Here is a 26,272-nt window from a genome sequence, read left to right on the forward strand (position 1 = left end):
AAACCTCAGACGAAGCCCAACTCCCGCACCGCCGCACGCTCCTGCTCCAGTTCGCTGACGGACAGGTCGATCCGTTCGCGTGAGAAGTCGTCGATCGCGAGGTCGGGAACGATAGCGAACTCGCCATCGGCACAGGTCACCGGGAAGGAAGAGATCAATCCTTCGGGCACTCCGTAGGAACCGTCCGAACAGACGGCCATGGATACCCAGTCGTCCTCGGCGGTACCGATCACCCAGTCGCGGACGTGGTCGATCGACGCGCTGGCCGCACTCGCCGCAGAGGACGATCCCCGCGCAGCGATGATGGCGGTGCCTCGCACCTGCACAGTCGGGATGAAATCGTTCTCCACCCAGTCGCGGTCGTCGATCACCGCGAGTGCAGGCTCACCTGCGACAGTCGCGTGGGACAGGTCCGGGTACTGCGTCGCCGAATGGTTTCCCCAGACGGACACCTTGCGCACCGACGACGCACGAACCCCGGTCTTCTTCACCACCTGCGCGATCGCTCGGTTGTGGTCGAGACGTGTCAGCGCACTGAACCGAGTATCGGGCACGTCCGGTGCATTGTTCATCGCGATGAGCGCGTTGGTGTTGGCCGGGTTTCCCACGACCAGCACCTTGACGTCCGAGGCTGCGTTGTTGTTGATCGCCTTCCCGTGGGCTGTGAAAATCGCGCCGTTCGCGCTCAGCAAATCGGCACGCTCCATCACCTTGCTCCGCGGACGTGCGCCGACCAGCATCCCGACGTTCGCGCCGGAGAAGGCGACATCGGGATCGTCAGTGATGTCGATGGAGCTCAGCAACGGAAATGCGCCGTCTTCGAGTTCCATCGCAACGCCTTCGGCAGCGGACACGGCGGCAGGAATCTCGAGCAGTCGAAGTTTGATCGGGACGTCAGCGCCGAGCATCTCCCCCGCAGCTATGCGGAAAAGCATTCCGTATGCGATCTGACCCGACGCTCCGGTTACCGTGACGGTTACGGGCGCAATACTCATTGCCGACTCCTCACCTGCCGTTTTCACGACTGTCCGTTCTACAACGCTGTAAGAACGGTTTCCACGCTAGTCGAGTAAACCGGCCACTTCGTGGTCTGTCAGTGTGGTTCTCGGCACTCGTCCCTCCGCCGTCACGAGTTCGACGGCGCGGTAGAGCGGACGCTCGGCGAGTCCGGCGCCGCGGGCTTCGGCACGCAACTGTTCGATCAGCACCGAGGACAACGCGGCAGCCGGTACCAACTCGCTGGCCGCCAGCGCGTCGGCGAGCTTGCGGAGTGCAAGGATCTCCAACTCGCGCCCACCCCCCGCGGTATACAACGCGAGCGGGATCCGCACGGTGGACCGTCCGTCGCCGAGCGTCAAGCTGACTTCGCTGATCCGGCCGGATCGCACCGTCAATGCCGCCGTGAGTACCTCGGCCACGTCGACGACGTTGGTTCGAAAACCAGCTTGCGCACGAACTCTGTTGCCGTACAACGTGATGTGCCGGCGCAGCGTCATCAGGATCGCAAGTGACGTCGGCACCGCGATGACGGCACCGACGATCACTCCAACGGTCGCCGTCGAGAACACACTGACGATCAACCCGACGACCACACCGAACACCACGACAACAACGGCGAATTTCTTCAGCCGCGGCGCGATCAACGCCACGGGAACCAGATCGAGCGAAACCGGTTCGGCCTCAGTGCTCAACGAGTTCCCCGAGCTTGTCGACAACCTGGTCGAGCGCCACTGCCTCCTGCTCACCTGTTGCCAACTGTTTGACAACGACAACGCCCTCTTCGAGTTCACGCTCGCCGAGAACCAAAGCGATTGCGGCACCCGAACGATCAGCTGCCTTCATCGAGCCCTTCACACCGCGGTTTCCGTACGCCAGGTCGACGCGAATCCCATTGGCACGCAACTGATGTGCGATCTTCACCAGTGCAGCCTTCGCCTCGGCACCCATCGGTACGCAGAAGACGTCGACACGCGCCGGTGGCGCAACGGACTTGCCCTCGGCCTCGAGCGCGAGAACCGTGCGGTCGACGCCGATTCCGAACCCGATGCCCGAGAGCGGCTGTCCACCCAGCTGTTCCATCAGACCGTCGTAACGACCACCACCACCGATTCCCGACTGCGCACCCAGTCCGTCGTGCACGAATTCAAAGGTCGTCTTGGTGTAGTAATCGAGGCCGCGAACCATGCGCGGGTTGACGACATAGGGAACGCCCAAGGCGTCCAGGTGCGCGAGCACCTCGTCGAAGTGGGCCTTGCAGCTCTCCGACAGGTGATCGAGCATGAGCGGTGCGCCGGCCGTCATCTCGCGTACATCTGGGCGCTTGTCGTCGAGCACGCGGAGCGGGTTGATCTCGGCGCGTCGACGCGTGTCTTCGTCGAGCGGGAGTGCAAAGAGAAACTCCTGCAGCAGTTCGCGATACTGCGGCCGGCAGGTGTCGTCACCGAGAGAGGTGATTTCGAGGCGGAAGCCGTCGAGCCCCAACGACCGGAATCCGGCGTCGGCGATCGCGATGACCTCAGCGTCGAGCGCGGGGTCGTCGATCCCGATGGCTTCGACGCCGACCTGCTGCAACTGGCGGTAGCGACCGGCCTGCGGGCGCTCGTAGCGGAAGAACGGGCCCGCGTAGCTGACACCTTGACCGGCAACTGTCCACGATCGAGGCTGTGCTCGATGACCGCACGCATGACTCCGGCGGTTCCCTCGGGACGCAACGTCACCGAACGGTCACCGCGGTCGGCGAATGTGTACATCTCTTTGCTGACGACGTCGGTCGACTCACCGACACCGCGAGCGAACAGGCCGGTGTCCTCGAAGATCGGCAATTCGATGTGGCCGTATCCGGCCAACCTCGCGGCGCGCGTCAAACCGTCACGAACGGCGACGAATTCGGCTGACTGCGGCGGAACGTAGTCCGGAATGCCCTTGGGTGCAGAGAAGGTGCTGGCTTTACTCACGAGAGGTACTTTTCCTTATTCTTGTGCGCTGAGTCCAACGAGAAACGGATTCGAGCTTCGCTCGGCGCCGATCGAACTGTTGCCGCCGTGCCCGGGCAGGACCACTGTCTCGTCACCGAGTACCAATAGCTTGCGGGCGATCGAAGCGAGCAACTGCTCGTGATTTCCGCCGGGCAGGTCGCTGCGCCCGATGGAACCCTGGAACAGGGTGTCACCGGTGAACGCCAAATCCACGGGCCCGCTCTCGGTGTTCGCCTGGGTGCGGAACACCACCGATCCCTGCGTGTGCCCGGGTGTGTGGTCCACGACGAACGTCATTCCGGCCTCGGTGATCTTGTCTCCGTCGGCCAGTTCGATCACCTCGTCCGGCTCCACGAACGTCATGCCTTGAATGAATTCCTTCATCGTCGGGCCGATCCCCCGTGCCGGATCGCTGAGCATGTAGCGATCCTCGGGATGGATGTACGCGGGTACGGAATACCGCTCACAGACCTCGCGGGCCGACCACACGTGATCGAGATGACCGTGCGTCAGGAGGACCGCCATGACCGACATGTCCTTGGAGTCCAGATATTCGAAGAGCGGCTCAGCTGCATCCTGACCCGGATCTACGACTACGCACTCGCACGCGTCGTCCTGAGCGAGTATGTAGCAGTTGGTTTGGAACATCCCGGCCGGAAAACCAGTGACGAGCACGGGGGCAACTCCTCTTCGAAGGGTGGAAACGAACAACACGGTGTCGGTTACAGCCTAAGCTGCTGCCCCGCCAGTAAGTTCTCAGGTTGCAATGGGAGACTCTGACGACGAGTAGAGCCGCTTGCCGAAGCCGACCCCCAGGGTGTCGCTCGGCCGGCCGACCACGATCCACCCGCGATACGGAGGACTACAGCAGTGCCGAGTAACGAGCAACGCCGCGAGGCGGCGAAACGCAAGCTCGAGCGTCAGCTCGAACGTCGCGCAGAACGTGCCCGCAAGCGCAAGCAGATGACGATAGCCGGAACTGCGCTCGGCGTGGTCGTCGTAGTCGGCGTCGTCGGTGGACTCATCTGGCTGAGCAATCGCAGTGACGACGACGCGAACACCACCAACACTGCTGCCGAAGACTCGAGCCTCACGCCACAGACCGCGGGTGCAATGCCGGCCGGTCTGTCGACGCCACTGGCCGACACGGTCTCCTGCTCGTATCCAGCCGACGGCGCTACCGCGTCCAAGGCCAACAACCCTCCTCGTACCGACGGGATTCCCACCACCGCGCCGGACGCGACGCCGAGCATCAGCGTCGAGACCTCGCAGGGAAACATCGGGCTCACACTCGACGGAACGAAGTCTCCGTGCACGGTCAACAGCTTCGTGAGCTTGGCGCAGCAGGACTACTTCAACGACACCACCTGCCACCGCATGACGACGAGCCCCTCGCTCCAGGTGCTGCAGTGCGGTGACCCGTCGGGCACCGGCACCGGCGGACCGGGCTACGGCTTCGACAACGAATTCCCCACCACGGCGTATTCCACCACCGACCCGGCAGCGCAGGAGCCCGTCACCTACGCGCGCGGCACGGTTGCGATGGCCAACACCGGGGCACCCGGTAGCAACGGCAGCCAGTTCTTCCTCGTCTACGGCGACTCACAACTCCCCCCGCAGTACACGGTTTTCGGCACGATCGACGAAACCGGGCTCGCCACTTTGGACAAGGTCGCGGCCGGCGGATCGACGCCAGAGGGTGACGGCAAGCCGAATCTGACCACCGACATCAAGACAGTAAGGCTCGACTGATGCGACGTAATCCTGTGATGCGCTTTCCTGTAGTTATTGCCGCCGCAAGCGCCGCGGCGCTGCTTCTGGCTGGTTGTTCCAGTGATTCCGGTAGCTCGGACTCGCCGTCCAGCACCTCCAAGGCGAAGACGACAACGGCTGCCATGCCGCCGCTCGACATGTCACAGTTCGACGCACTCCCGCCTGTCCCGACTCCGGCCTCGGCGACCGTCGACTGCTCGTACCCGAGCGCGGCGGGTGCAGCAAAAACCGTCAATCCGCCGAACTCCACGGGTGTGTCCACCGAGGGAACCGTCAACGTCGCGCTCACGACTACGGCCGGCCCGATCGGGATGGAACTGAACCGGGCGGAAGCCCCCTGCACGGTCAACAGCATCGTGAGCTTGACCGAGCAGAAGTACTTCGACGACACCCCGTGCCATCGACTCGTCACCACACCCGGTCTACAGATCCTGCAGTGCGGCGATCCCTCGGGCAAGGGCACGGGCGGACCAGGCTATGGCTTCGACAACGAGTACCCGACCACTGCCTACCCGGCTAACGATCCGGCACTCTCCTTGCCTGCCGTCTACCCCCGCGGCACGCTGGCAATGGCCAACTCGGGTAAACCGGGCAGCAACGGCAGTCAGTTCTTCCTCGTCTACGAGGATTCGGTCTTGCCGCCCAACTACACGGTCTTCGGAAAGATCGACGACGCCGGCCTGGCGACGATCGAGAAGATCGCGGCCGACGGCGACGACGGTGGCATGGGAGCAACCGGCGGCGGTGCACCCAACACCCCGATCACCATCGAGACTGCAGTAGTCGCCTGACCCCCTGTGCGCCTTTATTAACCGCCCGCGGTTAATAAAGGCGCACAGCAGTTTACGAGGCAGAGGTCACGCGGTAGACGTCGTAGACGCCTTCCACGTTACGAACCACGTTGAGAACATGACCCAAGTGCTTCGGGTCACCCATCTCGAAGGTGAACTTGCTGATCGCCACTCGGTCACCTGAGGTGGTGACCGAGGCCGACAGGATGTTCACCTTCTCGTCGGCCAACGCCTTGGTGACGTCGGAAAGCAACCGATGACGATCGAGTGCCTCGATCTGGATCGCGACCAGGAACACCGATGTCGCTGACGGTGCCCATTCGACGTCGATGATTCGCTCCGACTGATCGTGGAGCGAGTTGGCGTTGGTGCAGTCGGTACGGTGCACGCTGACCGCGCCGCCACGCGTGACGAAGCCCAGAATCGAATCGCCTGGTACCGGCGTGCAACACTTCGCGAGTTTTGCCACCGTGCCCGGTGCTCCGGGAACCAGAATTCCGGAGTCACCCGTACTGCGGGTGCGCACCGGCATGGTCGACGGTGTCGAACGCTCGGCCAGTTCCTCCTCGACTGCGCCGACGCCGCCCAGATGAGCAACCAGTCGCTGCACGACGTGGTGCGCCGACACCTGACTCTCGCCTACGGCCGTGTACAACGCCGAGACGTCGGGATAGCGAAGTTCGTGCGCGATCGTGCTCATCGATTCGGCGTTCATCAACCGCTGCAACGGAAGTCCCACACGGCGGACCTCCTTCGCGATCTGATCCTTGCCGGACTCGAGCGCCTCCTCGCGGCGTTCCTTCGCGAACCACTGACGGATCTTCGCCTTGGCACGCGGCGAGACGACAAACGTCTGCCAATCTCGGCTCGGCCCGGCGGTGGCAGCCTTCGACGTGAAGACCTCCACCACTTCGCCGTTTTCGAGAGTTCGTTCCAGCGCGACCAGTCGGCCGTTGACCCTGGCACCGATGCATCGGTGCCCGACCTCGGTGTGCACCGCATACGCGAAATCGACGGGAGTCGATCCGGCAGGCAACGTGATCACGTCACCCTTTGGCGTGAAGACGAAGATCTCCTTGACCGCGAGGTCGTAAACGCAACGATTCGAGGAACTCCCCCGGATCGGCCGCTTCACGTTGCCAGTCGAGTAGCTGACGCATCCACGCCATGTCGTCGACCTCGGCGATGTCGCCCGCGTGCTTGCCCTTGGTCTCCTTGTACCGCCAGTGCGCGGCGATACCGAACTCCGCGGTCCGGTGCATGTCCTGGGTCCGGATCTGGACCTCCAGGGGCTTGCCTTCCGGTCCCACGACGGTGGTGTGCAGCGACTGGTAGACGCCGTAGCGCGGCTGTGCGATGTAGTCCTTGAAGCGTCCGGCCATCGGCTGCCACAGTGAGTGGACAACGCCGACCGCGGCGTAACAGTCACGCACTTCTTCACACAGGATGCGGACGCCGACCAGATCGTGGATGTCGTCGAAATCGCGGCCCTTGACGATCATCTTCTGATAGATCGACCAGTAATGCTTGGGCCTGCCTTCGACGATGGCGTTGATCCGCGAGGCGGACAGGGTCGAGTTGATCTCGGCGCGAACCTTGGCCAGATAGGTGTCACGAGAAGGCGCGCGATCGGCGACCAGTCGAACGATCTCGTCATACTTCTTCGGGTGCAAGATGGCGAATGAGAGGTCCTCGAGTTCCCACTTGACGGTCGCCATTCCAAGTCGATGTGCAAGTGGCGCAATGACTTCGAGAGTCTCTCGCGCCTTACGTGCCTGCTTTTCTGGCGGCAGGAATCGCATCGTGCGCATGTTGTGCAGACGATCCGCGACCTTGATCACGAGCACGCGCGGGTCCCGCGCCATCGCGATGATCATCTTGCGGATGGTTTCGCCCTCGGCGGCGGTGCCCAGAACGACCTTGTCGAGTTTGGTGACGCCGTCGACGAGGTGAGCGACCTCGTCACCGAAGTCCTTGGTCAACTCTTCGAGTGAGTACCCGGTGTCCTCGACGGTGTCGTGCAGCAGGGCTGCGACGAGGGTGGTGGTGTCCATACCCAACTCGGCCAGAATGCTTGCGACGGCCAACGGATGCGTGATGTACGGATCGCCGGACTTGCGCCGCTGGCTCGAATGTCTGTCCTCGGCGACGTCGTACGCACGCTGGAGCAGCGCGAGGTCGGCCTTCGGATACAGCTCACGGTGGAGGCTGACCAACGGCTCGAGCACCGGGCGGATGGTGGCGTTGCGCTGACCGGTGATGCGTCGAGCAAGCCGAGCGCGCACCCTACGGGAGGCGGAAGCGGGCACGGCCAGATTCTGCCCACCCCGATTGCCGGTAGTTTGCGCAGATCCCGAATCGTCGGGCACCGCGGACTTCGATGGTGTCGTCTCCGGAGCCGGAACTGCACCCGTCTCCTGCGACACTGCACCCGAGTTCTGTGATCGATCAAGATTCGACGTCATGTCGCCACCTCCTACCACCGAGTTGGTTGAGGCAACCGCCCTGCATCGGGTAATTGCCCTGGAGGTCTAACTCGACCCCCAGGAGACAACTTTAATACTCAGACCTTCACCAGTGATGTCAGTGGGTACTTCAAGAAGCGATCTCGACCGCGCAGTTCCTCGATCTCGAGCACCACTGCGACGCCGACGACGTTCGCTCCACCCAACTCGACCAACTGTACAGCCGCCTCGAGTGTCCCTCCGGTAGCCAGAACGTCGTCGATCACCAGAACATTCCGCCCCGTGAGATCGAAGCCGTTTGCGGGAATCTCGAGAGTCGAGGATCCGTACTCGAGGCTGTACGAACGAGAGAGCACCGGCGGCGGCAGTTTGCCGACCTTCCGCACGGCAACGACTCCCGCACCCATCTTCGCGGCCGCACCGGCACCGAGCAGGAAACCGCGAGCATCGACGGCGGCGATCGTGTCGGCGTCCGGAGCACAGGCGACAAGGGCATCGAGCACGGCCCCGAACCCCTCGGCGTCGGCGAACACCGGAGTCAGATCGGCGAACCGAACACCGGGACCGGGAAAGTTGTCCGCCCAGCGGGTCAGCCGAACAACGGCGTCCCCGGCAGCCCGGTGGATTGCGATCAATTCTTCAGTCGTGTGCAAGGCAACACCATTCGAGACGCTCATCTGCGTAGTACCCATCTGTCCATGTTCCAGCCGGTAGCGGCCCGAGTCGGATTGACCAACACTGCCGACATGCCTGGAGCTACAGCGACAGTTCGTAGTTGATTGAACAGTGGAATCGTAGGCACCTGGGTCCACAGGATGTTCTCCGCCTCCACCGAGAGTCCCAATTGCGCACTCGTGCTCGCATCCACGTTCAACTGATCGATGATCTGATCGATCCTGGCATTTCCGTACGTACCGAGGTTTGCGCCGTTGCCCGATCGCAGCGCTCCGCGCGCGTCGATCATGCTCGCTGTTCCGCCTGCGCCGACTTTGCCTGCCATGCCGGAGAGCACGGCGTCGACTCCCCCACTCTGCAGACTCGCGGGATCGAAGCTGTCGCTACTTGCGTCCTCGACCGTGATTCCCGCCGGAGCACACGCGGCTTTCGCTTCGGAGACGATCTGCGCCCGCACCGGGTCCGGTGCGAGGTACCCGACCCGGACGGTCAACTGGTCGAGGTCGGCTTCCGACAACGACGTCTTCGCAGCCTCGATGTCGGCATTGGCGTACCGATCACCGTCGACCGCAGCGGCGTCGCTGTAAACGAGTGAATCCGGCGCCATCAGTCGCGAATCGACCACGCCGGAACCCAAACCCGCCTGCGGCGCATTCTCCGTCTGCCCGAACTTCTCGAACAGAGTCGTACGCGGAACACAATGCGCGAACGCTCGACGGGCGGCTTCGTCGCCCAGCGAACCAGAGGTCGCGAGAACGAACTGCTCGATCGACCGCGACGGAATCTGTTGGACGTCGAACCCGGACGGAGTACCGAGTTCGCCAGCCGAGCCGGAAGCGACGTCGACTACCTCGATCGAGTTCTTGTCGAGATCCTCGGTCAGATTCACACCACGTGGCCAGACGACGATGCGATCGGTCGCAGGCTTGTTGCCCCACCACCGCTCGTTCGCGACCAGCACCAGGCCGTCGTCGGTACTGTACGAGTCGATTCGATACGGACCAGCGGAGGGCAGTACGGAGGTGTCCACCTGACCTGGAGTCAGGTTCCACCCGGTGTTCCAGAAGTCCGCGATCTTCGACAACGCTTCGGTGTCACCGGCATTCACCGCGCTCACCACGTCGCTGACACCCGTGCGCTGCGTCACGACGTGTGAAGGCATCAACGCAGTCGCACCGAACAACGACCGCCAATCGGTGAACGATCGCCCGGGTTTGAAGAACACCGTCGCGTCCTTCGCCCCGCTCTGGCAGTCGATCCGGTCGATGTCCGCGTATCCGAGATTGTTCGCCGTGTCGAACATGGGCTTCACGGCACCATCGACGTCTTCGGTGAACTTGCCACTCGACGCCGCCCAGGTGAGGACGAGATCGTCACAGGACATCGGAATCCCATCGGAGTACACGGACGCCGGATTGAGCTTGTACGAGACCGTGAGCACGTCACCGGGCAACTCAGACGCCGTTCCGATGTCGGTGTCGGAGACAGGTGCTCCGGCCGGGCCGGTGAACGTGAAGCCGGGAAGCACCCGGCCGAACGCGGCCATCGCCCCGGACACCGATCCAGCTGTCGTGTTGGCGTTGTACGTGGAGATGGAGTTGTCGATGGCATATCCGATGGACGGAACCTGCTCGGCGCTTTCCGAGCAGGCCGCCAACGAACCCGCAGCCACAGCGGTGGCCGCAACGAACGTCATCGATCGAACCAGTGTGCGTGTTCTTGGGAGCATGTTCAGTGCCCCTTCTTGTTTCGCTTTCCGGTCGGCCGCGCACCCGGCTGCGGAGCAACCGGAGCACGGCGTGCAACTGGTGCGCCGACGGCAACCGTCTGCGTACCTTTCTCGGCCAGCGTAGCCCGGCGCGAGAGCACCTTACGAGTGTGCGCGGCAACGGGTCCCCAGCGTTCCTTCATCGACACCAGGAGCGGCGTCGCGAAGAAGATCGAGGAGTACGCACCCACGATGATGCCGACGAGCTGAACGAGCGCAAGGTCCTTGAGTGTGCCGACGCCGAGCATCCAGACCGCGACAACCATCAGAGCGATCACCGGGAGCACGCTGATGACCGTCGTGTTGATCGATCGCATCAAGGTCTGATTCACCGCGAGGTTGGCCTGCTCGCCGTACGTCCGGCGCGTCAGATGCAGAACACCGCGGGTGTTCTCTTCGACCTTGTCGAACACCACCACGGTGTCGTACAGCGAGAAGCCGAGAATGGTGAGCAAACCGATCACCGTCGCGGGCGTCACCTCGAAACCGACGAGCGAGTAGACGCCGGCAGTGACGATGATGTCGAAGAACAACGCAACGATCGCAGCTACCGCCATGTCCCGCTCGAAGCGGATGGCGATGTAGATACTCACGATCACCAGGAACACAATCAGCGCGATCAGCGCCTTCTTGGTGATCTGGCCGCCCCAGGTTTCACTCACGTCCGCAAAACTGATGGCTTGCGCCGACGGGTTCCCGTTCTTGTCCTTGGGCTGGAACTCGTCGAAGAGAGCCGACTGAAGATCGTTGATCTGCGTCGCGTTCAACGTCTCCGACCGGATCTGCACGGTTGCGCTGGCACCCGAGCCGACTGTCTGCACGCTGACCGGTTCGAACCCGAGTGTGTCGGAGTAGACGGTTTCCACCGCCGACGTCTCGACTCCGCCCTCGGCCGGGAACTGAATGCGTGATCCGCCTTCGAAATCGATACCGAAGGTGAAGCCGCGCAAGATGATGCTCAGCAGCGCAATGGCGACCAGAGCGCCGGTCAGTCCGTAGTAGAAGCGACGCTTGCCGACGACCTCGAACGCACCCGTTCCGGTGTACAGCCGCGAGAGCCAGCTGTGCTTGGGCATCGCGCCCTGATCGACGCCTGAGTCGGTGATCTCCGACCGGGCCGCCGCATCGGCGGACTCGGCGGCGGAACTGTTGGTGGACCCCACCGGGGAGTTGTTGGACTCGCTCATGCTCGTGTCTCCTTAGCCGACGCAGCGGCGGCAACCTTACGTTCGCGGGCAACCTCTTGCACTGCGCCGAGACCGTTGACGCTGGGCTTGGACCAGAACGCCGAACGGGACGCCATGCTGACCAGTGGCCACGTCACGAGGAACACGACAATCACGTCGAGAATGGTCGTCAGACCCAAGGTGAAGGCGAAGCCGCGCACCTGTCCGACCGCCAGCACGTACAGAACCGCAGCGGCGATGAAGCTCACCGCGTTGCCGGAAAGAATTGTTCGGCGTGCTCTTGCCCAACCGCGTGGCACCGCCGAGCGGAAGCTACGGCCCTCACGCATTTCGTCCTTGATGCGTTCGAAGAACACGACGAACGAGTCGGCGGTCATACCGATACCGATGATCAGACCAGCCATGCCGGCCAAGTCGAGCGTGAAGCCGATGTATCTGCCGAGCAGAACCATGATCGCGTAGACCATGACTCCGGAGAGAATCAGCGACAACGCCGTCAGGACGCCGAGCATGCGGTAGTAGACGAGGCAGTACAGCAGAACGAGAACGAGACCGACCGCGCCGGCGATCAATGCCGCCTGCAGTGAGGCCAGGCCGAGCGTGGCCGAGACCGTCTCGGCCTCAGAGGCTGCGAACGAGAGCGGAAGCGAACCGTACTTCAGTGTGTTGGCAAGTTCTTTGGCACTCTCGGCAGTGAAACTGCCCGTGATCGAGGTGGCGCTACCCGCAGGCGTTGCACCTTGAATCGTGGGAGCGCTGACGACCTTCGAGTCGAGCGTGAACGCTGCCTGCTTGCCGATGTTGGCTGAGGTGAACTCGGCCCAGGTGTTGCTGCCGGTCGTCTTGAACGAGAGGCTGATCTCGTGGCGCGACTGCTGCGAGTTGAAGACCGAAGACGCGTCGGCAATCTCCTGGCCGTCGATGATCGAAGGACCGAGGAGATAGATGTTCAGTCCGTCTTGCGAGCACGCGACCAGCGGCAGGGTCGGGTCGTCGTTTCCACGGAGCGGATCCGCGACGGAGCAGTCGAGGTTCGCCACTGCTTGCTGCTGCACTGTCGGATCGCTGCTCTGCCGGAGGGCGCGCGCTGCGGCGATTTCCGCTGCTGCTGCGTCGCCTTCGTCGGTGCCGTCGCTCGGAGCGTCCCCGGTGGGGGCCGGAGTCGTTGTCTGCGGCGCGGGCGTTGCGTCGGGAGTAGTCGGGTCCTGAGCCAGGAACGGACGGTTCTGCGGCGTCTGCGTCCCGTCAGCGGGTGCTTCGGGGGCCGGTGCATCAGTGGCCGGAGTTTCGGCCGCCGGCGCCTCAGGCGTAGCTGTCCGATTCGCGTCACGGGTGGCGACGTCGATCGAACCCGTCACCGGGCGGATGTACAGACGAGCGGTCTGGCCGAGCGAGCGAGCCTGCGCACTGTCGTCGCCGGGAACGGTGATGACGAGGTTGTCACCGTCGACAACGACCTCGGAACCGGAAACGCCGAGACCGTTGACGCGGGTCTCGATGATTTCCTGAGCCTGCTTGAGACTGTCCTGACTGGGAGCGCTGCCGTCCGGGGTACGAGCGGTCAACGTGACGCGCGTTCCACCCTGCAGGTCGATGCCGAGTTTCGGCGTGGCCGACTTGTCTCCAGTGAAGAACACCAGGGCATACAGTGCCACTACCAGGACCCCGAAAAGGGCCAGGTAGCGGACCGGATGCACCGTTCCGGTGGAAGGTGCCACGATCTTTAAGTCTCCTCGGTAGGTGCAGAGCTTCAGTAAGTGCACGGCTCGGGTGGTCGACGACCACCCGAGCTGCGGCGTTCGAACTGCAACGATTGATCAACGGGGTGAACTGAGCTGCTGGTGTAAGAGCGGACAAACCGATCTGGACGTGTGTCCGAGTTCACAACTCTAGAACACGTACCAGTTCGACGAAGTCAGGACTCCTTGGTGAGCCGGATTTCGGTGTCGGCAGCAGACTCTTCGATCTCGGAAATCGAGTCGTCGTCGTACTCGTCGGTCTCGGTCGTCTCGACGACGCGCTCACGGATGACCAGACGCGACCAGGTGGTGATGACACCGTCCGCGATCTCGAGGTCCACGGTGTCGTCGTCCAGGGAAGCGATCGTGGCGTAGAGCCCGGCCGTGGTCTGCACCCGATCGCCGACCTGCAGCGAGTCCTGCATCTCGGAAGTCGCGGCCAAGGCCTTCTTCTGCTTGCGCATGCCCAGGAACATGGGCACCAGCAGTGCGAGGATCAAGAGGGGGAAAAGCAAACTCGACATGTGTTGATCAACCTCGGTTGTGTTGCACGTTTTACGCCGCGATGGTCCCGGATGGACCTACGCAATACACCAGTGTGCCATTAGTTGCTGAGGATTCCTGACAGATCGGCCGTTCAAGTAGGCCTTTCCAGTCGAAATTCACTCGCCGTTCGGATCGAACAACGTGGCCTGCGGTTCGTTGACACGAACCTCGATACCGCCCGCTGCGGCATCCGGCGGCGGTGTCATTCCGAGTTGAGTCCAAGCAGCGGCGGTAGCCACACGTCCTCGCGGCGTCCGGGCGATCATTCCGGCCCGGACCAGGAACGGCTCGCACACTTCTTCCACCGTCGTCGGTTCCTCGCCGACGGCCACCGCAAGCGTCGACACGCCGACGGGCCCGCCGCCGAACGAACGCACCAAAGCACTCAGTACCGAACGGTCGAGACGGTCCAAGCCCAACTGGTCCACGTCGTAGACGGCCAAGGCCGCCTGAGCGACGTCCATGGTGACGATTCCGTCGGCGCGCACCTCGGCGAAGTCGCGAACCCGGCGCAGCAATCGGTTCGCGATACGCGGTGTCCCCCGCGAGCGTCGTGCGATTTCGGCACCGGCATCGACTTCGAGATCGACGCCCAGAATTCCGGCCGAACGCATCAGAATCTGTTGCAGCTCTTCGGGTTCGTAGAAATCCATGTGAGCGGTGAACCCGAAGCGGTCGCGCAACGGACCGGTCAGCGCACCCGACCGCGTAGTCGCACCGACCAGCGTGAACGGTGCAACCTCCAGAGGAATCGACGTGGCGCCCGGCCCCTTACCGACGACGACGTCGACACGGAAGTCTTCCATGGCCAGGTACAACATCTCCTCGGCCGGACGAGCGATTCGGTGAATCTCGTCGATGAACAACACGTCGCCCTCGACGAGGTTGCTCAGCATCGCAGCCAGGTCTCCGGCGCGTTCGAGCGCCGGTCCGGACGTCAACCGCAGAGAAGAGCCCAACTCCCCCGCGATGATCATCGCCATCGACGTCTTGCCGAGCCCGGGGGGACCGGACATCAGGATGTGATCAGGCGTGCTGCCGCGAAGTTTTGCTCCGGTGAGCACGAGCTGCAGTTGTTCGCGAACACGAGGTTGACCGATGAAGTCGTCGAGACTCTTGGGGCGCAGACTCGCTTCGACATCACCGTCTCCCGCCACCAATTCGGCAGAGACCTGCGACTCGTCGTCGAAATCGTCGATCGGGTCGAAGTTCATCGAGTCTTACCGAGCAGCGACAGAGCAGAACGCAGTGCGACCGACGTGGTGGCCTCGGGCGATTCCGCCAGAACCGAATCCGTGGCCTGCTCAGCCTGCTTGATCGGGAAGCCCAGACCTTCGAGAGCCTCGACGATCTGATCACGGATCGAGCTGCCGACGACGACACCGGACGCCGCGCCAGCCGTCGTCGCGACGGCGTCGACCTTGTCACGCAGTTCGACAACCATGCGCTCGGCGCCGCGTTTTCCGATACCGGGCACCCTCGTCAACGCCGTCAGGTTGCCTTCCGAGAGCGCCCGCCGCAACGCGTCCGGTTCGAGAACTGCGAGAGTTGCCATCGCCAGGCGCGGTCCGACTCCGGAAACCGTCTGCAGGAGGCTGAACAGGTCCTTCGACTCGGTATCGGAAAAACCGTACAGCGTCATCGAGTCTTCGCGAACGATCATCGTCGTGAACAGTCGCGCTTCGCTTCCCCGGTGCAGCGCACCGAGAGTCACCGGGGTGGCATTGACCCGATAGCCGACACCTGACGCTTCGATGACCGCGTGATCGAGCGCAATATCGAGTACCTCGCCGCGTACCGACGCGATCATCGTGAACCTGCCTTCTTCGTCTCGGCCAATTTTGCCTGATACTTACGCATTTGTTCAGCGGCCATCGCCTCGGCGCGGGCCATCCGCTCGATCATCGGTGCTCGCCAGCAGTGACAGATCGCCAGCGCCAGAGCGTCGGCAGCGTCAGCAGGTTTCGGCGCCGTCTTCAAATTCAGAATTCGCGTCACCATCGCGGTGACCTGCGCCTTGTCGGCGTTACCGCTGCCGGTGACGGCGGCCTTCACCTCGCTGGGCGTGTGGAAACACACCGGAATGCCGCGTCTGGCGGCAGCGAGCGCGACAACTCCGCCTGCTTGCGCTGTCCCCATCGCGGTACTGACGTTGTGCTGCGCGAACACGCGCTCGATCGCGACCACCTCCGGCTTGTACTGCTCGATCCACAGTTCAGCCGCATCGGAGATCCGCAGAAGCCGAGAACCAAGGTCCATCTCGGCCGGAGTCCGCACCACGTCGACCGCAATGGGGCGCACTTTCCTGCCGTTGCTCCCGTCGACCACTCCCAACCCGCAGCGAGTCAAGCCTGGGTCCACTCCGAGCACGCGCACTTGTCACACCTCTCCATACCGAACAGCTGTTCGATAGCTTAGCGGTGCGCGGGACTACTACCCCGCATCAACACGCAACCCGGCCCGGACGCGGACGTCAGGGCCGGGTTGAGTTGAAAAACAATCAGTCTTCGAGAGCCGCGAGAACCTCGTCGGACAGATCGATGTTGGTGTAGACGTTCTGCACGTCGTCAGAATCTTCGAGCGCGTCGACGAGCTTGAAGATCTTGCGTGCGCCGTCGACATCCAAGGGAACCTCGACGGAAGCGCGGAAATCGGCTTCAGCGGAGTCGTAGTCGATGCCGGCTTCCTGAAGGGCCGAACGTACGGCAACCAGATCCTGTGGCTCACTGACGATTTCGAAGGTTTCACCGAGATCGGTGACTTCCTCGGCACCGGCGTCGAGCACAGCCATCAGGACGTCGTCCTCCGACTGGCCGTTCTTCTCGAGCGTGACGACACCCTTGCGAGCAAACAGGTAGGAGACGGAACCCGGGTCAGCGAGGTTGCCACCGTTACGGGTCATCGCGGTGCGAACTTCACCGGCTGCGCGGTTGCGGTTGTCGGTGAGGCACTCGATCAGAACGGCGACGCCGTTGGGTCCATAGCCCTCGTACATGATGGTCTGCCAGTCTGCGCCGCCCGCTTCTTCACCGGCGCCGCGCTTGCGCGCACGCTCGATGTTGTCATTGGGAACAGACGTCTTCTTCGCCTTCTGGATGGCGTCGTACAAGGTGGGGTTGCCCGTGGGATCGCCACCGCCGGTTCGTGCCGCCACCTCGATGTTCTTGATCAGCTTCGCGAAGGATTTGCCACGACGTGCGTCGATCACAGCCTTCTTGTGCTTGGTGGTGGCCCATTTTGAGTGGCCGCTCATGCGATTCAAGCCCCTTTCCTGCTGCGTTGCGCACGCCGAATGCGCGTCTTTCAGCTCTGCCGATGTTACCCGTCCCACGTCACAACTCGCTGCATCCCCCGACACGAATTAGTCAAACCGCGCATTGTTTGCATAGAATGCAAACATGTTGGTCCGAATAGATCACGCCTCCACAACTCCACTAGCGGAGCAGATTGCAGCCGGGGTTCGTGGCTCGGTCATCCGCGGTGAGATCGGACCAGGTGACCGCCTGCCGTCCGCTCGCGCTCTCGCCGAGTCGATCGACGTCAATCTCCACACGGTTCTTCGTGCGTACGCAACACTCCGCGACGAAGGCCTGATCGACCTCCGACGCGGACGTGGCGCCGTCATTCGCGCCGAGTTCGACTCGGGAAGGACAGCTCTCAACGAATCTGCGCGCGAGTTCGTACGGCAGGCCCGAAATCTCGGACTCGACACTGCGCACATGCTCGACCTCATCAAGGAGACCAGCACACAATGACGACCAGCAAGATCCGACTCTGGACAGCAGCTTCGCTGACTCTGATCCCGACCCTGATCCTGGTTCTCGCACGCTTCGCGTGGGGTGACCGCCTACCCGAGACCGTCGCGAGCCATTGGTCCGGATCGACCCCGGACGGCTTCAGCACCACGACGACGTTTTTCGCCATCGCGCTGGTGATTTCTCTGGTGGCTGTCGTTTGCGCCTGTGTCGTCGCGGCCCGTTCGAGCGACAACGCGCCCTTGTTTCTCGCCGTAACCTCGATCTCGAGTGCGACACTGGCGACGATCTGGATTCTGAGCGTCGCCCTGACGATCGACGCCGGGTCGCCGGAAGCCGCGCGTATCGGCTGGTGGATTCTTGCGCCGATCGCGGCGGTACTCGTAGGAGTTCTGGCATACGCGCTGCCTGACCAGCAACGAAGCGGCCCGGAGTCGCCACTGCCGACCCCGACGCTCGACACTCCGCTGACGGCCTCCGAACGTGCAGTGTGGGTCGGGCAGGTCCGCAGCGTCTGGCCGTGGATCGTTACCGCCGGCCTCGTAGTTCTCGTGATCGCGACTGCCGCGTACTCGGATTGGTGGGTTGCCGTGATCCTGGGTGTGTCCACCCTCGCCGTCACAGCATTCGCGTCGGTCACCGTGCGCGTCGACCGTCACGGTGTCGGCATCAGTTCCTGGGGCGTTCAATGGAAGAAGATCCCCATCTCGAAGGTGAAGTCCGCATCAGTCGACGCGATACGTCCGGCCGAATGGGGCGGATGGGGTTACCGAATGACACCGCGCGGAACAGCCGTCACTCTCCGCTCGGGTGAGGCCATCGTGGTCACTCTCGAGAACGGACGACTGTTCGCCGTGACCGTCGATCACCCGGAAGACGGTGTGAAGCTGATCAATTCGTTGGTTCAGGCTGGTTGATTCACGAACAACGTCAATTCACGAACAACGTCAACTCACGAACAACACGGCAGCGGCATTGCCGGCGAGGTAGAAACCGGCAATGCCGAATATCCAACCCATTGCGCTGTCGCCGTAGCGAGACATCAGCGAGTCCACTCGGCGCAGCGGCTTGTCGAGGCGGTTGCCGGCCACGACCCGCCCGCACAACAGAAGCACTGCGGGCATGGCCATGATCAGGCAGTATCCGGCAAGTATCGACGCAGACGTGACTGCGGGCAGCCCAGCAGCGGTGATCATCGCGATCGCCGCCAAGTAGGGCAACATCGTCACCAATTCGGCGGTTCCGGCAGCAATCGCCAGAAGTACAACACTTCTCGCGGAACTGGCCGAGCCGAGCACCCGCTCTCGCCAAACATGGGTTCGATCGGCCTGACCGGATGTGCGTCTCTTCTCGGAATCGAATCGAAAGCTCCACGCGAACAACGCGATACCGAGAATCAACTGCGCAACGCGGGCGGCGGGGGTGTCGAGTAGCGGGGCGACGACAGGCATGCCTGCCCGTGCCGTCGTCCAGACGACCACCCCGACAACAAAATAGAACGTCGTGATGACCACCAGATATGTCAGCAGCCTGCGAACCTGCGGTCGTCCCGGCATCAACAACATCCAGACCGGGACGACCAAGGTTCCGATGCTCGTACTGTCCAGCAGGGCGAGCCCGCCCAGCGTGGTGAGCAGGACGAGTTCCACGTCAGTCGTTTCGGCGCTCGGGTATCGCTGTCTCCCTCGTTCGGACTGCATTCACGATGTCGAAGGCACCGATGATCGCGAGGATCACGCCGAGTGGTCCGCCGCGAAACCAGAAGAACTCGGCGTCACGCGCGAACAGCCACAGACAGCCGCCACCGACGACCAAGAGAATGCCGATCATCAACTCGAAGCGAATTTTCATACGTCGAGCCTGTCTTCTCTATCGAATCCGCACATCAGCCATCGGAACAACGCCGACCTCATCATTTGGTATGACAAGTCAGGCGCCCCGATGTGCTCTGATAAGTCTGTGGTGACCAGAAGTCGGAGTGTCGGCAAGTGGAACGATCCGCTCATCGCCTTCGGCCTGTTCGCGATCGGGGTACTCCTCTACCTGGTCGGCCTGTACCAAATGTGGACCGATGTCGGAGGTGTCGCCGACGTTCCCGCCGGGGTTCGGATCGGGATGCTGGCTCTGCTGTGTGCGATCGACTCGTTCCGGCGGGTGCATCCGGCAACAGCCTTGGCGGCGGGGGCCGTCATCGTCGCGGTCGACGCCGCCCTGGGACCCACCCTGCCGATGTGGCTGGTCCTCTCGGATCTCACCTACGCCGCAGTTCTGTACGGGACGGCGCGGTTGGGCCGAGTGGTCTGTTCTCTGACCGCAGTGACGGTTGCCGCGCTCACCGCCCTCGTCTACCTGTCCACCCAGGACGTCCGCGCTGCGGCTGGGGCGGGCGTCGTGACCGCTCTGTTCTTCGGTACACCGGTGTGGTGGGCACTGGTCATCCGTCGACAAGTCGAACTGACCGAGGCCGAACGCGAGCGTTCCAGAGTCCACGAAGCACTCGCCGCTCTGGACCGCGAGGCCGCGGTCGCTCACGAACGCGCGACCATGGCGCGCGATCTGCACGACGTGATCGCAAGCCACCTCTCCGCCATCGCCATCCACTCGGAGGCGGCACTGTCCACCTCAGCTCTCTCCGGTGAACGGGGCGAACCAGACGACGGCTTGCGGGAGATGATCGGGGCGATCAGATCGAGCAGTCTCGCGGGCCTTTCCGAGATGCGCTCGATGATCGAACTGCTCCACGCCGGGGACGACGAGACCCCGGACCCGCGTTCCTCTCCGCCGCGGCTGACCGAGTTGCCCGTCGTCCTGGACGCAGTTCGGGCAGCCGGCGGCACTGTGCACGTTGCGATCGACGTCGATGCTGCCAACCTGCCGAGCGTGGTCGATCACACGGCGTATCGGATCACCCAAGAAGCCTTGACCAACGCACTCAAGCATGCGCCTGGCGCGCCAATCTCGATGTCGATCTCTCTCCAGCACAATGCATTACAGATCGAGATCCGAAACCCCGTCGGTCGCGACACATCCAATTTTCGGGCGGGAACGCACGGACTTGCAAACATGCGTCACCGCGCCGAACTGCTGGGCGGTTCACTCGACGCACTTCCGGTCGACGGAGAATGGACGGTATGCGCACAGATACCGGTCCCCGCGCCGAACGGAACGGATCGGTGATCACCGTCGCCCTGGTCGACGACCACGCCGCGATCCGGTCGGGACTCGCGATGATCCTGCGGCAGCACGACGACATCGATGTCGTCGCAGAAGCCGGTGACGGAGCGTCGGCGATCACCGTCACCCGCACGCATCAACCCGACATCGTACTCATGGACGTCCGGATGCCAGGCACCGACGGCATCGAGGCGACGCGTCAGATCATCGGGACGACCCGCAGCCGGGTTCTGGTGTTGACCACCTTCGACCTCGACGAATACGTCTTCGCGGCCCTGCGCGCCGGTGCTTCGGGATTCCTGCTCAAGACTGCGACCGCGGACGAGCTGACCAGCGCTATCCGCAACGTCGCGGCCGGAGGTGCAGTGCTCGCTCCGCGCGCGGCGCGTGTCCTGATCGGCGAGTTCGTGCAGCGCGCACCCAAACCCACCGAACCGCTGGGATTGAGCGAGCTCACCGACCGTGAACGCGAGGTCCTCGCGCTGTTGGGGACGGGTATGTCCAACGCCGAACTGTCGCGTGAACTCGGAGTCGGTGCTCCGACGGTGAAGTCGCACGTGTCGCGAGTTCTGTCGAAGTTGCACCTCACCTCACGCGTCCAGGCGGCGATCCTTGCCCGCGAACTGGAGCTGTAGGTTCGGCCGAGGCTGACTACTCCAGTTATCCGCGAACCAGATCGACGAACATCTCGTGCACTCGACGGTCCCCGGTAACCTCGGGATGGAAAGAAGTGGCGATCACCGAGCCCTGCCGAACCGCGACGATCCGGCCTGCGGCCTCCCCCGCGGCGGCGGGAACCTGCGCAAGGACCTCAACGCCCGGCCCAACTCGCTCCACCCACGGCGCGCGGATGAAGACAGCGCGAATGGGATCACCGATGATGCCCTCGAACTCCAGGTCGGACTCGAAAGAATCGACCTGCCGACCGAAAGCGTTGCGGCGCACCGTCATGTCGATGGCGCCGAGATGCTCGGCGTCCGGCCGGGTGTCTAGTACCTCGCTGGCGAGCAGAATCATGCCCGCACACGATCCGTAAGCCGGCAGCCCGCCGCGGAGTCGCTCACGAAGCGGTTCCAGCAGCTCGAATACCTGCAGAAGCCGGCTCATTGTGGTGGATTCGCCACCGGGGATCACGATGCCGTCGACCTTGTCGAGTTCCTCCGGGCGCCGGATACCCACCGCATCCGCTCCCGAATCATCGAGTGCGGCAAGGTGTTCGCGAACATCACCTTGGAGGGCGAGTACACCGATCAACGGACGCGTCATCACACAGTTCCTGTCTTGTTCTCACGGCTGTTCTTGCTCTCATGGCTGTCGGGTTCGCGTTCGAGACGCGTCAAACCCTCCTGAACCACCGCTGCCACCATGTTGCCATCGCGATCGTAGATACGCCCCTGAGTGAGCGCGCGACCAAAACCTGCCGACGGCGACGTCTGGTCGTAGAGCAACCACTCGTCGGCCCGGAACGGACGCAGGAACCACATCGCGTGATCGAGCGAAGCAGTCTGCGTCTTCACGCCGCGGTGCGGGACTTTGGAAGTTCCGAGCAGGGTCATGTCACTGAGGTACGCGAGGGTGCAGATGTGCAGCAGCGGACGATCCGGCAGAGCCTCGCGGTAGCGCATCCACACGCGTTGTTGCGCGGCGAGATCCGGCGCTGACGCGCTCTGCTCAGCGGGCACAATTCTGATGTCCCAGTTCTTCCACTCCTGATAGAACTGCGATTCAGCCAACTTCGGAACGGTCTGCGCATCCGGCAAGTCCTCCGGCGCCGGAACGGAGGGCATCCGGTCCTGGTGCTCGATACCTTCGTCGTCGACGTGGAACGAGGCCGACATCGTGAAGATCGTCTTGCCGTCCTGAACTGCATTCACCCGGCGGGTGCAGAACGAGCGCCCGTCGCGGATGCGGTCCACCAGGTAGACCGTCGGAATCTTCGGATTGCCCGGGCGCAGGAAATATCCGTGCAACGAGTGCACGTGGTAGCTCTCGTCAACGGTGCTCACGGCAGAAACCAACGACTGCCCGGCAACCTGCCCGCCGAACGTCCGTTGAAGTGCGGTGGGATGGACCGCACCACGGAAGATGTCCTTCTCCAGGTGTTCGAGCGCGAGGATCTCCTCGATACCAACCATGAGTCCTCCGAAAACATAGACCGCCGCACTGGGCGCGATGACGGTTCACAATATCGCCTCGGCGAGCGGGCACGGCACCATGGTGGGCGTGAGTACATTCATCCCGTCCAGTCCCCTCGCCTTGGCCGAGCAGATTGCAACGCTTAGCGGATCGTTTCCGTCGGTGGCGGTAGTAGCGATCGACGGACCTGATTGTGCACAGCCGTCTCGGCTCGCGGATCTGGTTGGCACCGCCCTCGAGTCGCGCGACAGGCCGAGTGCTGTTGTGTCACTGCACGACTACGTACGGCCGGCTTCGCTGCGATACGAGTTCGGCCACGAGGATGCGCTGAGTTACCGCACTATCTGGTTCGACTATCGGGCACTCGATCGTGAAGTGATCACCGCAGCCCGCACCAAACGGGCGTTCTTGCCGAAACTCTGGGACGAACCCACCGATCGATCGGCTCGTTCGACCCGTATCCCCGTCCATGAGCGCGCGGTCATCGTGATCGCCGGTCCGATGTTGCTCGGGCGCGGGCTGGAGTTCGACGTCAGCGTCCGCCTGGACATGAGCGAACCTGCCATGCGGCGGCACACACCGGAGGCAGATCTGTGGACCGTCGAGGCACTCCTCGAACACCGATCAGAAGTGTCCGAGGAGGTCGATTTCGAGGTCAGATACGACCATCCGGCCCGGCCTGCGGTGCGGTCTCGCCAGTGAAGGTCTCACTGCGATTGTTCTCACGTCGGCCGACCTCACTTCGGGCGATACAGCCTGGTCAGACCCTCCTGGACGACTGCAGCAACCATATTTCCTCGGCTGTCGAAGATTCGTCCCTGCGTCAGGGCGCGACCGAAGCCCGCTGACGGCGACGTCTGGTCGTACAACAGCCACTCGTCGGCGCGGAACGGCCGCAGGAACCACATGGCGTGATCGAGCGAAGCGCTTTGCATGGCGACGTCCATGTGGGGGCCGCGGGAAGATCCGAGCAGCGTCATGTCGCTCATGTAGGCAAGCGTGCACACGTGAAATACCGGGTCGTCCGGGAGTGCCTCGCGGGAACGGAACCACACTTGCTGCTGCGCGGCAGCGCCCGGACGTTTGTCGATGTCGGCCTTCGGCACCATTCGAAGGTCCCAATCGGACCACTCACGCGCCAGCCACGCAGTCTCGGGATCCTCCGAATCCTGGGCGATGGCCAAGGTCTCGGGGTCAGGAACGGGTGGCATCTCGTCCTGGTGCTCGATGCCTTCGTCTTGGACGTGGAAGGACGCCGACATCGTGAAAATGGCTTGCCCGTCTTGAATTCCGGTGACCAAGCGGGTCGCGAACGATCGACCGTCCCGAACACGATCAACCAGAAAAACCGTCGGCTCCATCGGATTTCCCGGACGCAGGAAATATCCGTGCAACGAATGAACCGAGTAGGCCGGATCGACCGTGCGTACCGCCGACACCAATGCCTGTCCGGCGACCTGGCCGCCGAAAGTGCGGGTCAGGGTGGTCTCCGCGATGATTCCTCGAAAGATGTCCCGCTCGAGGCGTTCCAACTCCAGAATTTCTTCGATCCTCGCCATCGATGCTCCACATCTTCCCGTGTACCGACGTCTACCGACCTTCACACAATGCCTGACGCACCCCCGGCCACCAAAGTGGGCATCCGAAAACACTGAGCGACGGGGCGCATCGACTCAGAATGGCGGTGGATCGTCTCCGCCGTCGAAGGTCCTCCTCTGTGCCTTCTTCATCCGCCGGTGCATCCGTATCCGCTGACGCCGGCGTTCCCCCCACACACGAGCGGCCTTGTTCTCCAGACGTGTGCGCCGACGCCGACCACCCTCGGGCAGCACAGGCTCGAGCATTCCCGCCAGCAGACCTGACGGCCTGGTTCGGTAGCAATGTCCGGTCGGCGAGGTCAGCATGACACTCCGGTCCGGGTTCGAGGTATGCAACCACTGACCGGAATGCTTGAGGCGGTGATGGTTTCGACAATACGCACTCAGATTCGACGCCACGGTCTTTCCACCACAAGTGGGATCGCGATGATCAAAGGGCTCAGTGTGATCAAGATCTGAATTCCATGCAGCGACATCGCAGTGCAACCACTGGCAGCTTCCTGCGATCACCCGCACCCAGGTGTCGAGGACAGCGCCGGGGCGGTAGACCGACGCCGAAGGAACAACGGGCGGAGGTACTGGCTCGCCCTCACCGGAAGACTCGAGCGCGGCATCGGCTGGTACCTTCACCTTCCGAATCAGCGCACCCGCGGCGATGTCACGCGCATGCTCTGCACTGATCACTCCATAACCGTCGAGGTGAGCGGGTTCGTCTGCACCTGGTGCGTCACCGCCCTGAAGCGTTGATTCCAGCATGACCACGTGAACCAACGGCCGACGCACCACCACAATCCCGCTTCGATCTTGTGGGCACTCGTCCCGGCCGCAATCGCACGGCAGAATCGTCGACCCGGATACCAACGCTCCCAATGCGTCAGCTCGTCGTTGCTCGTACTTACGGGAATCGTGTCGACACACCGACATTGCCAACTCCCGCAACCGACGGTCGAAAGCCCGTGCTTCCTCCGCCGGAATACTCCCCAATATCCGCGCCATTCCGTCCTCGGCAGCGCTCACACCCACGAACCGATCAGCCAGGGCGCGGCGTCGACGTTCGCGTATCCCCTCGGGATCCACCACGGCGACGATCCGGTCGATAGCCGCTGTCAATCGGCGACCCGTCAAGCCGGTACCGCCAGGCATCGGTGGCGCCGAGATCTTTTCGAGGAGTTGCCGTTCCACCTCGTCGATCAAATCGTCGGCTACGTTGGCCGTAGCGGAGTCGATCAATCCGACCCGATACAGATCCAGTTCTCCGCGCGCCATGGCGGCACGCGTGCGATGGAGGCGAGTCTTGAGAGAAAAGCCGAGACCGATCAACTTTCCCGCTGCGGCACGGCCCATGGTCAATGCCGCGCCGAGCTCGGCCTCAGCCAGTTCGTGAGCGGTAGACGACCAAGCACCGTTATCAGTGTGGCCAGCGCTGCGACGCTCGAAAAACTCGGCAATGGCAGCCAGTTTCCGTTCCACGAGCATCGATTCGCGCGCATGCAGATCGGCGATGAGATCGATGAGGGCGCAGTCGGATTCAGCACCGGACAGCTGCGCTGCGGTACCCGAACTTCCTACTCCGTCATCGAACATTCCTCAACATTATTCGAATATACGTTCGATATCCATGATTTCCAGGAATCAGTCCGAACAATCCTGATTGACCGAAAATTGTTGCGGAGCAACCTTTGCGGCCACT

At 62.9% G+C, this 26,272-nt stretch carries 25 protein-coding genes and 2 pseudogenes; 7 read left to right on the forward strand and 20 right to left on the reverse strand.

The features are described 5' to 3' along the window. Nucleotides 1–5: 5 nt before the first annotated feature. The 4 genes and pseudogenes from ABIE52_RS07940 to ABIE52_RS07955 all read right to left on the reverse strand — a co-directional run bounded on the left by ABIE52_RS07940 (nt 6) and on the right by ABIE52_RS07955 (nt 3,650). Nucleotides 6–995, reverse strand: a complete 990-nt coding sequence (locus ABIE52_RS07940) for a malate dehydrogenase (RefSeq protein ID WP_192712462.1) — start codon at nt 993–995, stop codon at nt 6–8. Nucleotides 996–1,061: 66 nt separating this feature from the next. Next, a complete protein-coding gene (locus ABIE52_RS07945) occupies nt 1,062–1,691 on the reverse strand; it encodes a hypothetical protein (protein ID WP_007732974.1) in 630 nt (209 codons plus the stop codon). Further along, nucleotides 1,681–2,954: pseudogene (gene hisS, locus ABIE52_RS07950) on the reverse strand (histidine--tRNA ligase). The gene ABIE52_RS07945 and the pseudogene hisS overlap by 11 nt, the downstream one beginning before the upstream one ends. A gap of 15 nt (nt 2,955–2,969) precedes the next feature. Further along, complete coding sequence (locus ABIE52_RS07955; protein ID WP_065455700.1) at nt 2,970–3,650, reverse strand: MBL fold metallo-hydrolase; 681 nt, start codon at nt 3,648–3,650, stop codon at nt 2,970–2,972. Nucleotides 3,651–3,845: 195 nt separating this feature from the next. Here ABIE52_RS07955 and ABIE52_RS07960 point away from each other — a divergent pair, with 195 nt between their 5' ends. Together ABIE52_RS07960 and ABIE52_RS07965 are read left to right on the forward strand one after the other, a co-directional pair. Next, nucleotides 3,846–4,727 (forward strand): peptidylprolyl isomerase, encoded by an 882-nt coding sequence (locus ABIE52_RS07960; protein WP_042452089.1) that lies wholly within the window; start codon nt 3,846–3,848, stop codon nt 4,725–4,727. Next, the gene (locus ABIE52_RS07965) at nt 4,727–5,539 is read left to right on the forward strand and encodes a peptidylprolyl isomerase (protein WP_370333875.1); all 813 of its coding nucleotides are present in this window, start codon (nt 4,727–4,729) and stop codon (nt 5,537–5,539) included. Before ABIE52_RS07960 ends, ABIE52_RS07965 begins: the two co-directional genes overlap by 1 nt. Before the next feature lie 52 nt (nt 5,540–5,591). Here ABIE52_RS07965 and ABIE52_RS07970 read toward each other — a convergent pair. The 10 genes and pseudogenes from ABIE52_RS07970 to ABIE52_RS08015 form a co-directional block, all read right to left on the reverse strand. After that, a pseudogene (locus tag ABIE52_RS07970) lies at nt 5,592–7,854 on the reverse strand (RelA/SpoT family protein). A gap of 248 nt (nt 7,855–8,102) precedes the next feature. Next, a complete protein-coding gene (locus ABIE52_RS07975) occupies nt 8,103–8,681 on the reverse strand; it encodes an adenine phosphoribosyltransferase (RefSeq protein WP_007732962.1) in 579 nt (192 codons plus the stop codon). Next, on the reverse strand, nt 8,678–10,408 hold the full coding sequence (locus ABIE52_RS07980; protein WP_003943316.1) for an ABC transporter substrate-binding protein: 1,731 nt from the start codon (nt 10,406–10,408) through the stop codon (nt 8,678–8,680). Before ABIE52_RS07980 ends, ABIE52_RS07975 begins: the two co-directional genes overlap by 4 nt. A 2-nt stretch (nt 10,409–10,410) precedes the next feature. Beyond that, nucleotides 10,411–11,634, reverse strand: coding sequence for a protein translocase subunit SecF (gene secF, locus ABIE52_RS07985; RefSeq protein WP_007732958.1), 1,224 nt, complete (start codon nt 11,632–11,634; stop codon nt 10,411–10,413). Further along, nucleotides 11,631–13,352, reverse strand: a complete 1,722-nt coding sequence (secD, locus tag ABIE52_RS07990) for a protein translocase subunit SecD (protein WP_003943310.1) — start codon at nt 13,350–13,352, stop codon at nt 11,631–11,633. Before secD ends, secF begins: the two co-directional genes overlap by 4 nt. A 197-nt stretch (nt 13,353–13,549) precedes the next feature. After that, on the reverse strand, nt 13,550–13,897 hold the full coding sequence (gene yajC / locus ABIE52_RS07995; RefSeq protein ID WP_003943339.1) for a preprotein translocase subunit YajC: 348 nt from the start codon (nt 13,895–13,897) through the stop codon (nt 13,550–13,552). Nucleotides 13,898–14,035: 138 nt separating this feature from the next. Then, nucleotides 14,036–15,133, reverse strand: a complete 1,098-nt coding sequence (gene ruvB, locus ABIE52_RS08000) for a Holliday junction branch migration DNA helicase RuvB (RefSeq protein WP_192712463.1) — start codon at nt 15,131–15,133, stop codon at nt 14,036–14,038. Beyond that, a complete protein-coding gene (ruvA, locus tag ABIE52_RS08005; protein ID WP_007732953.1) occupies nt 15,130–15,729 on the reverse strand; it encodes a Holliday junction branch migration protein RuvA in 600 nt (199 codons plus the stop codon). The genes ruvB and ruvA overlap by 4 nt, the downstream gene beginning before the upstream one ends. Then, nucleotides 15,726–16,295 carry a crossover junction endodeoxyribonuclease RuvC gene (gene ruvC / locus ABIE52_RS08010; RefSeq protein ID WP_003943325.1) on the reverse strand — a complete coding sequence of 190 codons (570 nt, stop codon included), beginning with the start codon at nt 16,293–16,295 and terminating at the stop codon, nt 15,726–15,728. The genes ruvA and ruvC overlap by 4 nt, the downstream gene beginning before the upstream one ends. 124 nt (nt 16,296–16,419) lie before the next feature. Next, on the reverse strand, nt 16,420–17,172 hold the full coding sequence (locus ABIE52_RS08015) for a YebC/PmpR family DNA-binding transcriptional regulator (protein ID WP_007732951.1): 753 nt from the start codon (nt 17,170–17,172) through the stop codon (nt 16,420–16,422). A 145-nt stretch (nt 17,173–17,317) separates the two neighbouring features. On the opposite strand from ABIE52_RS08015, the gene ABIE52_RS08020 reads away from it, so the two are divergent. Continuing rightward, nucleotides 17,318–17,674 carry a GntR family transcriptional regulator gene (locus ABIE52_RS08020; protein WP_003943322.1) on the forward strand — a complete coding sequence of 119 codons (357 nt, stop codon included), beginning with the start codon at nt 17,318–17,320 and terminating at the stop codon, nt 17,672–17,674. Further along, nucleotides 17,671–18,591 carry a hypothetical protein gene (locus ABIE52_RS08025; protein WP_058227940.1) on the forward strand — a complete coding sequence of 307 codons (921 nt, stop codon included), beginning with the start codon at nt 17,671–17,673 and terminating at the stop codon, nt 18,589–18,591. The genes ABIE52_RS08020 and ABIE52_RS08025 overlap by 4 nt, the downstream gene beginning before the upstream one ends. 30 nt (nt 18,592–18,621) lie before the next feature. Here ABIE52_RS08025 and ABIE52_RS08030 read toward each other — a convergent pair whose 3' ends face one another. Continuing rightward, complete coding sequence (locus tag ABIE52_RS08030; RefSeq protein ID WP_064444554.1) at nt 18,622–19,323, reverse strand: GAP family protein; 702 nt, start codon at nt 19,321–19,323, stop codon at nt 18,622–18,624. Between the two features lies 1 nt (nt 19,324). Continuing rightward, nucleotides 19,325–19,525 carry a hypothetical protein gene (locus ABIE52_RS08035; protein WP_003943331.1) on the reverse strand — a complete coding sequence of 67 codons (201 nt, stop codon included), beginning with the start codon at nt 19,523–19,525 and terminating at the stop codon, nt 19,325–19,327. A gap of 111 nt (nt 19,526–19,636) precedes the next feature. Between ABIE52_RS08035 and ABIE52_RS08040 the strand changes: the two genes are divergently transcribed. After that, on the forward strand, nt 19,637–20,851 hold the full coding sequence (locus tag ABIE52_RS08040; RefSeq protein ID WP_238592720.1) for a sensor histidine kinase: 1,215 nt from the start codon (nt 19,637–19,639) through the stop codon (nt 20,849–20,851). Further along, nucleotides 20,806–21,483, forward strand: coding sequence for a response regulator (locus ABIE52_RS08045; RefSeq protein ID WP_125051019.1), 678 nt, complete (start codon nt 20,806–20,808; stop codon nt 21,481–21,483). Before ABIE52_RS08040 ends, ABIE52_RS08045 begins: the two co-directional genes overlap by 46 nt. Before the next feature lie 25 nt (nt 21,484–21,508). Here ABIE52_RS08045 and pdxT read toward each other — a convergent pair whose 3' ends face one another. Together pdxT and tesB are read right to left on the reverse strand one after the other, a co-directional pair. Then, nucleotides 21,509–22,114, reverse strand: coding sequence for a pyridoxal 5'-phosphate synthase glutaminase subunit PdxT (gene pdxT, locus ABIE52_RS08050; RefSeq protein WP_007732937.1), 606 nt, complete (start codon nt 22,112–22,114; stop codon nt 21,509–21,511). Continuing rightward, complete coding sequence (gene tesB / locus ABIE52_RS08055) at nt 22,114–22,983, reverse strand: acyl-CoA thioesterase II (protein WP_007732935.1); 870 nt, start codon at nt 22,981–22,983, stop codon at nt 22,114–22,116. Before tesB ends, pdxT begins: the two co-directional genes overlap by 1 nt. A gap of 79 nt (nt 22,984–23,062) precedes the next feature. Between tesB and ABIE52_RS08060 the strand changes: the two genes are divergently transcribed. After that, nucleotides 23,063–23,686: a nucleoside/nucleotide kinase family protein gene (locus ABIE52_RS08060; RefSeq protein WP_125052600.1), complete on the forward strand. Its 624-nt coding sequence runs from the start codon at nt 23,063–23,065 to the stop codon at nt 23,684–23,686. 35 nt (nt 23,687–23,721) lie between these two features. Here the strand turns inward: ABIE52_RS08060 and ABIE52_RS08065 are convergent, their stop codons facing one another. Together ABIE52_RS08065 and ABIE52_RS08070 are read right to left on the reverse strand one after the other, a co-directional pair. Continuing rightward, nucleotides 23,722–24,543, reverse strand: a complete 822-nt coding sequence (locus ABIE52_RS08065) for an acyl-CoA thioesterase (protein WP_003943337.1) — start codon at nt 24,541–24,543, stop codon at nt 23,722–23,724. Between the two features lie 114 nt (nt 24,544–24,657). Continuing rightward, entirely contained in the window at nt 24,658–26,166 is a 1,509-nt protein-coding gene (locus tag ABIE52_RS08070) for an HNH endonuclease signature motif containing protein (protein WP_030536862.1), read from the reverse strand. Nucleotides 26,167–26,272: the final 106 nt, after the last annotated feature.

It is taken from the genome of Rhodococcus sp. OAS809, assembly GCF_040546695.1.
Taxonomy (GTDB): domain Bacteria; phylum Actinomycetota; class Actinomycetes; order Mycobacteriales; family Mycobacteriaceae; genus Rhodococcus_F; species Rhodococcus_F qingshengii.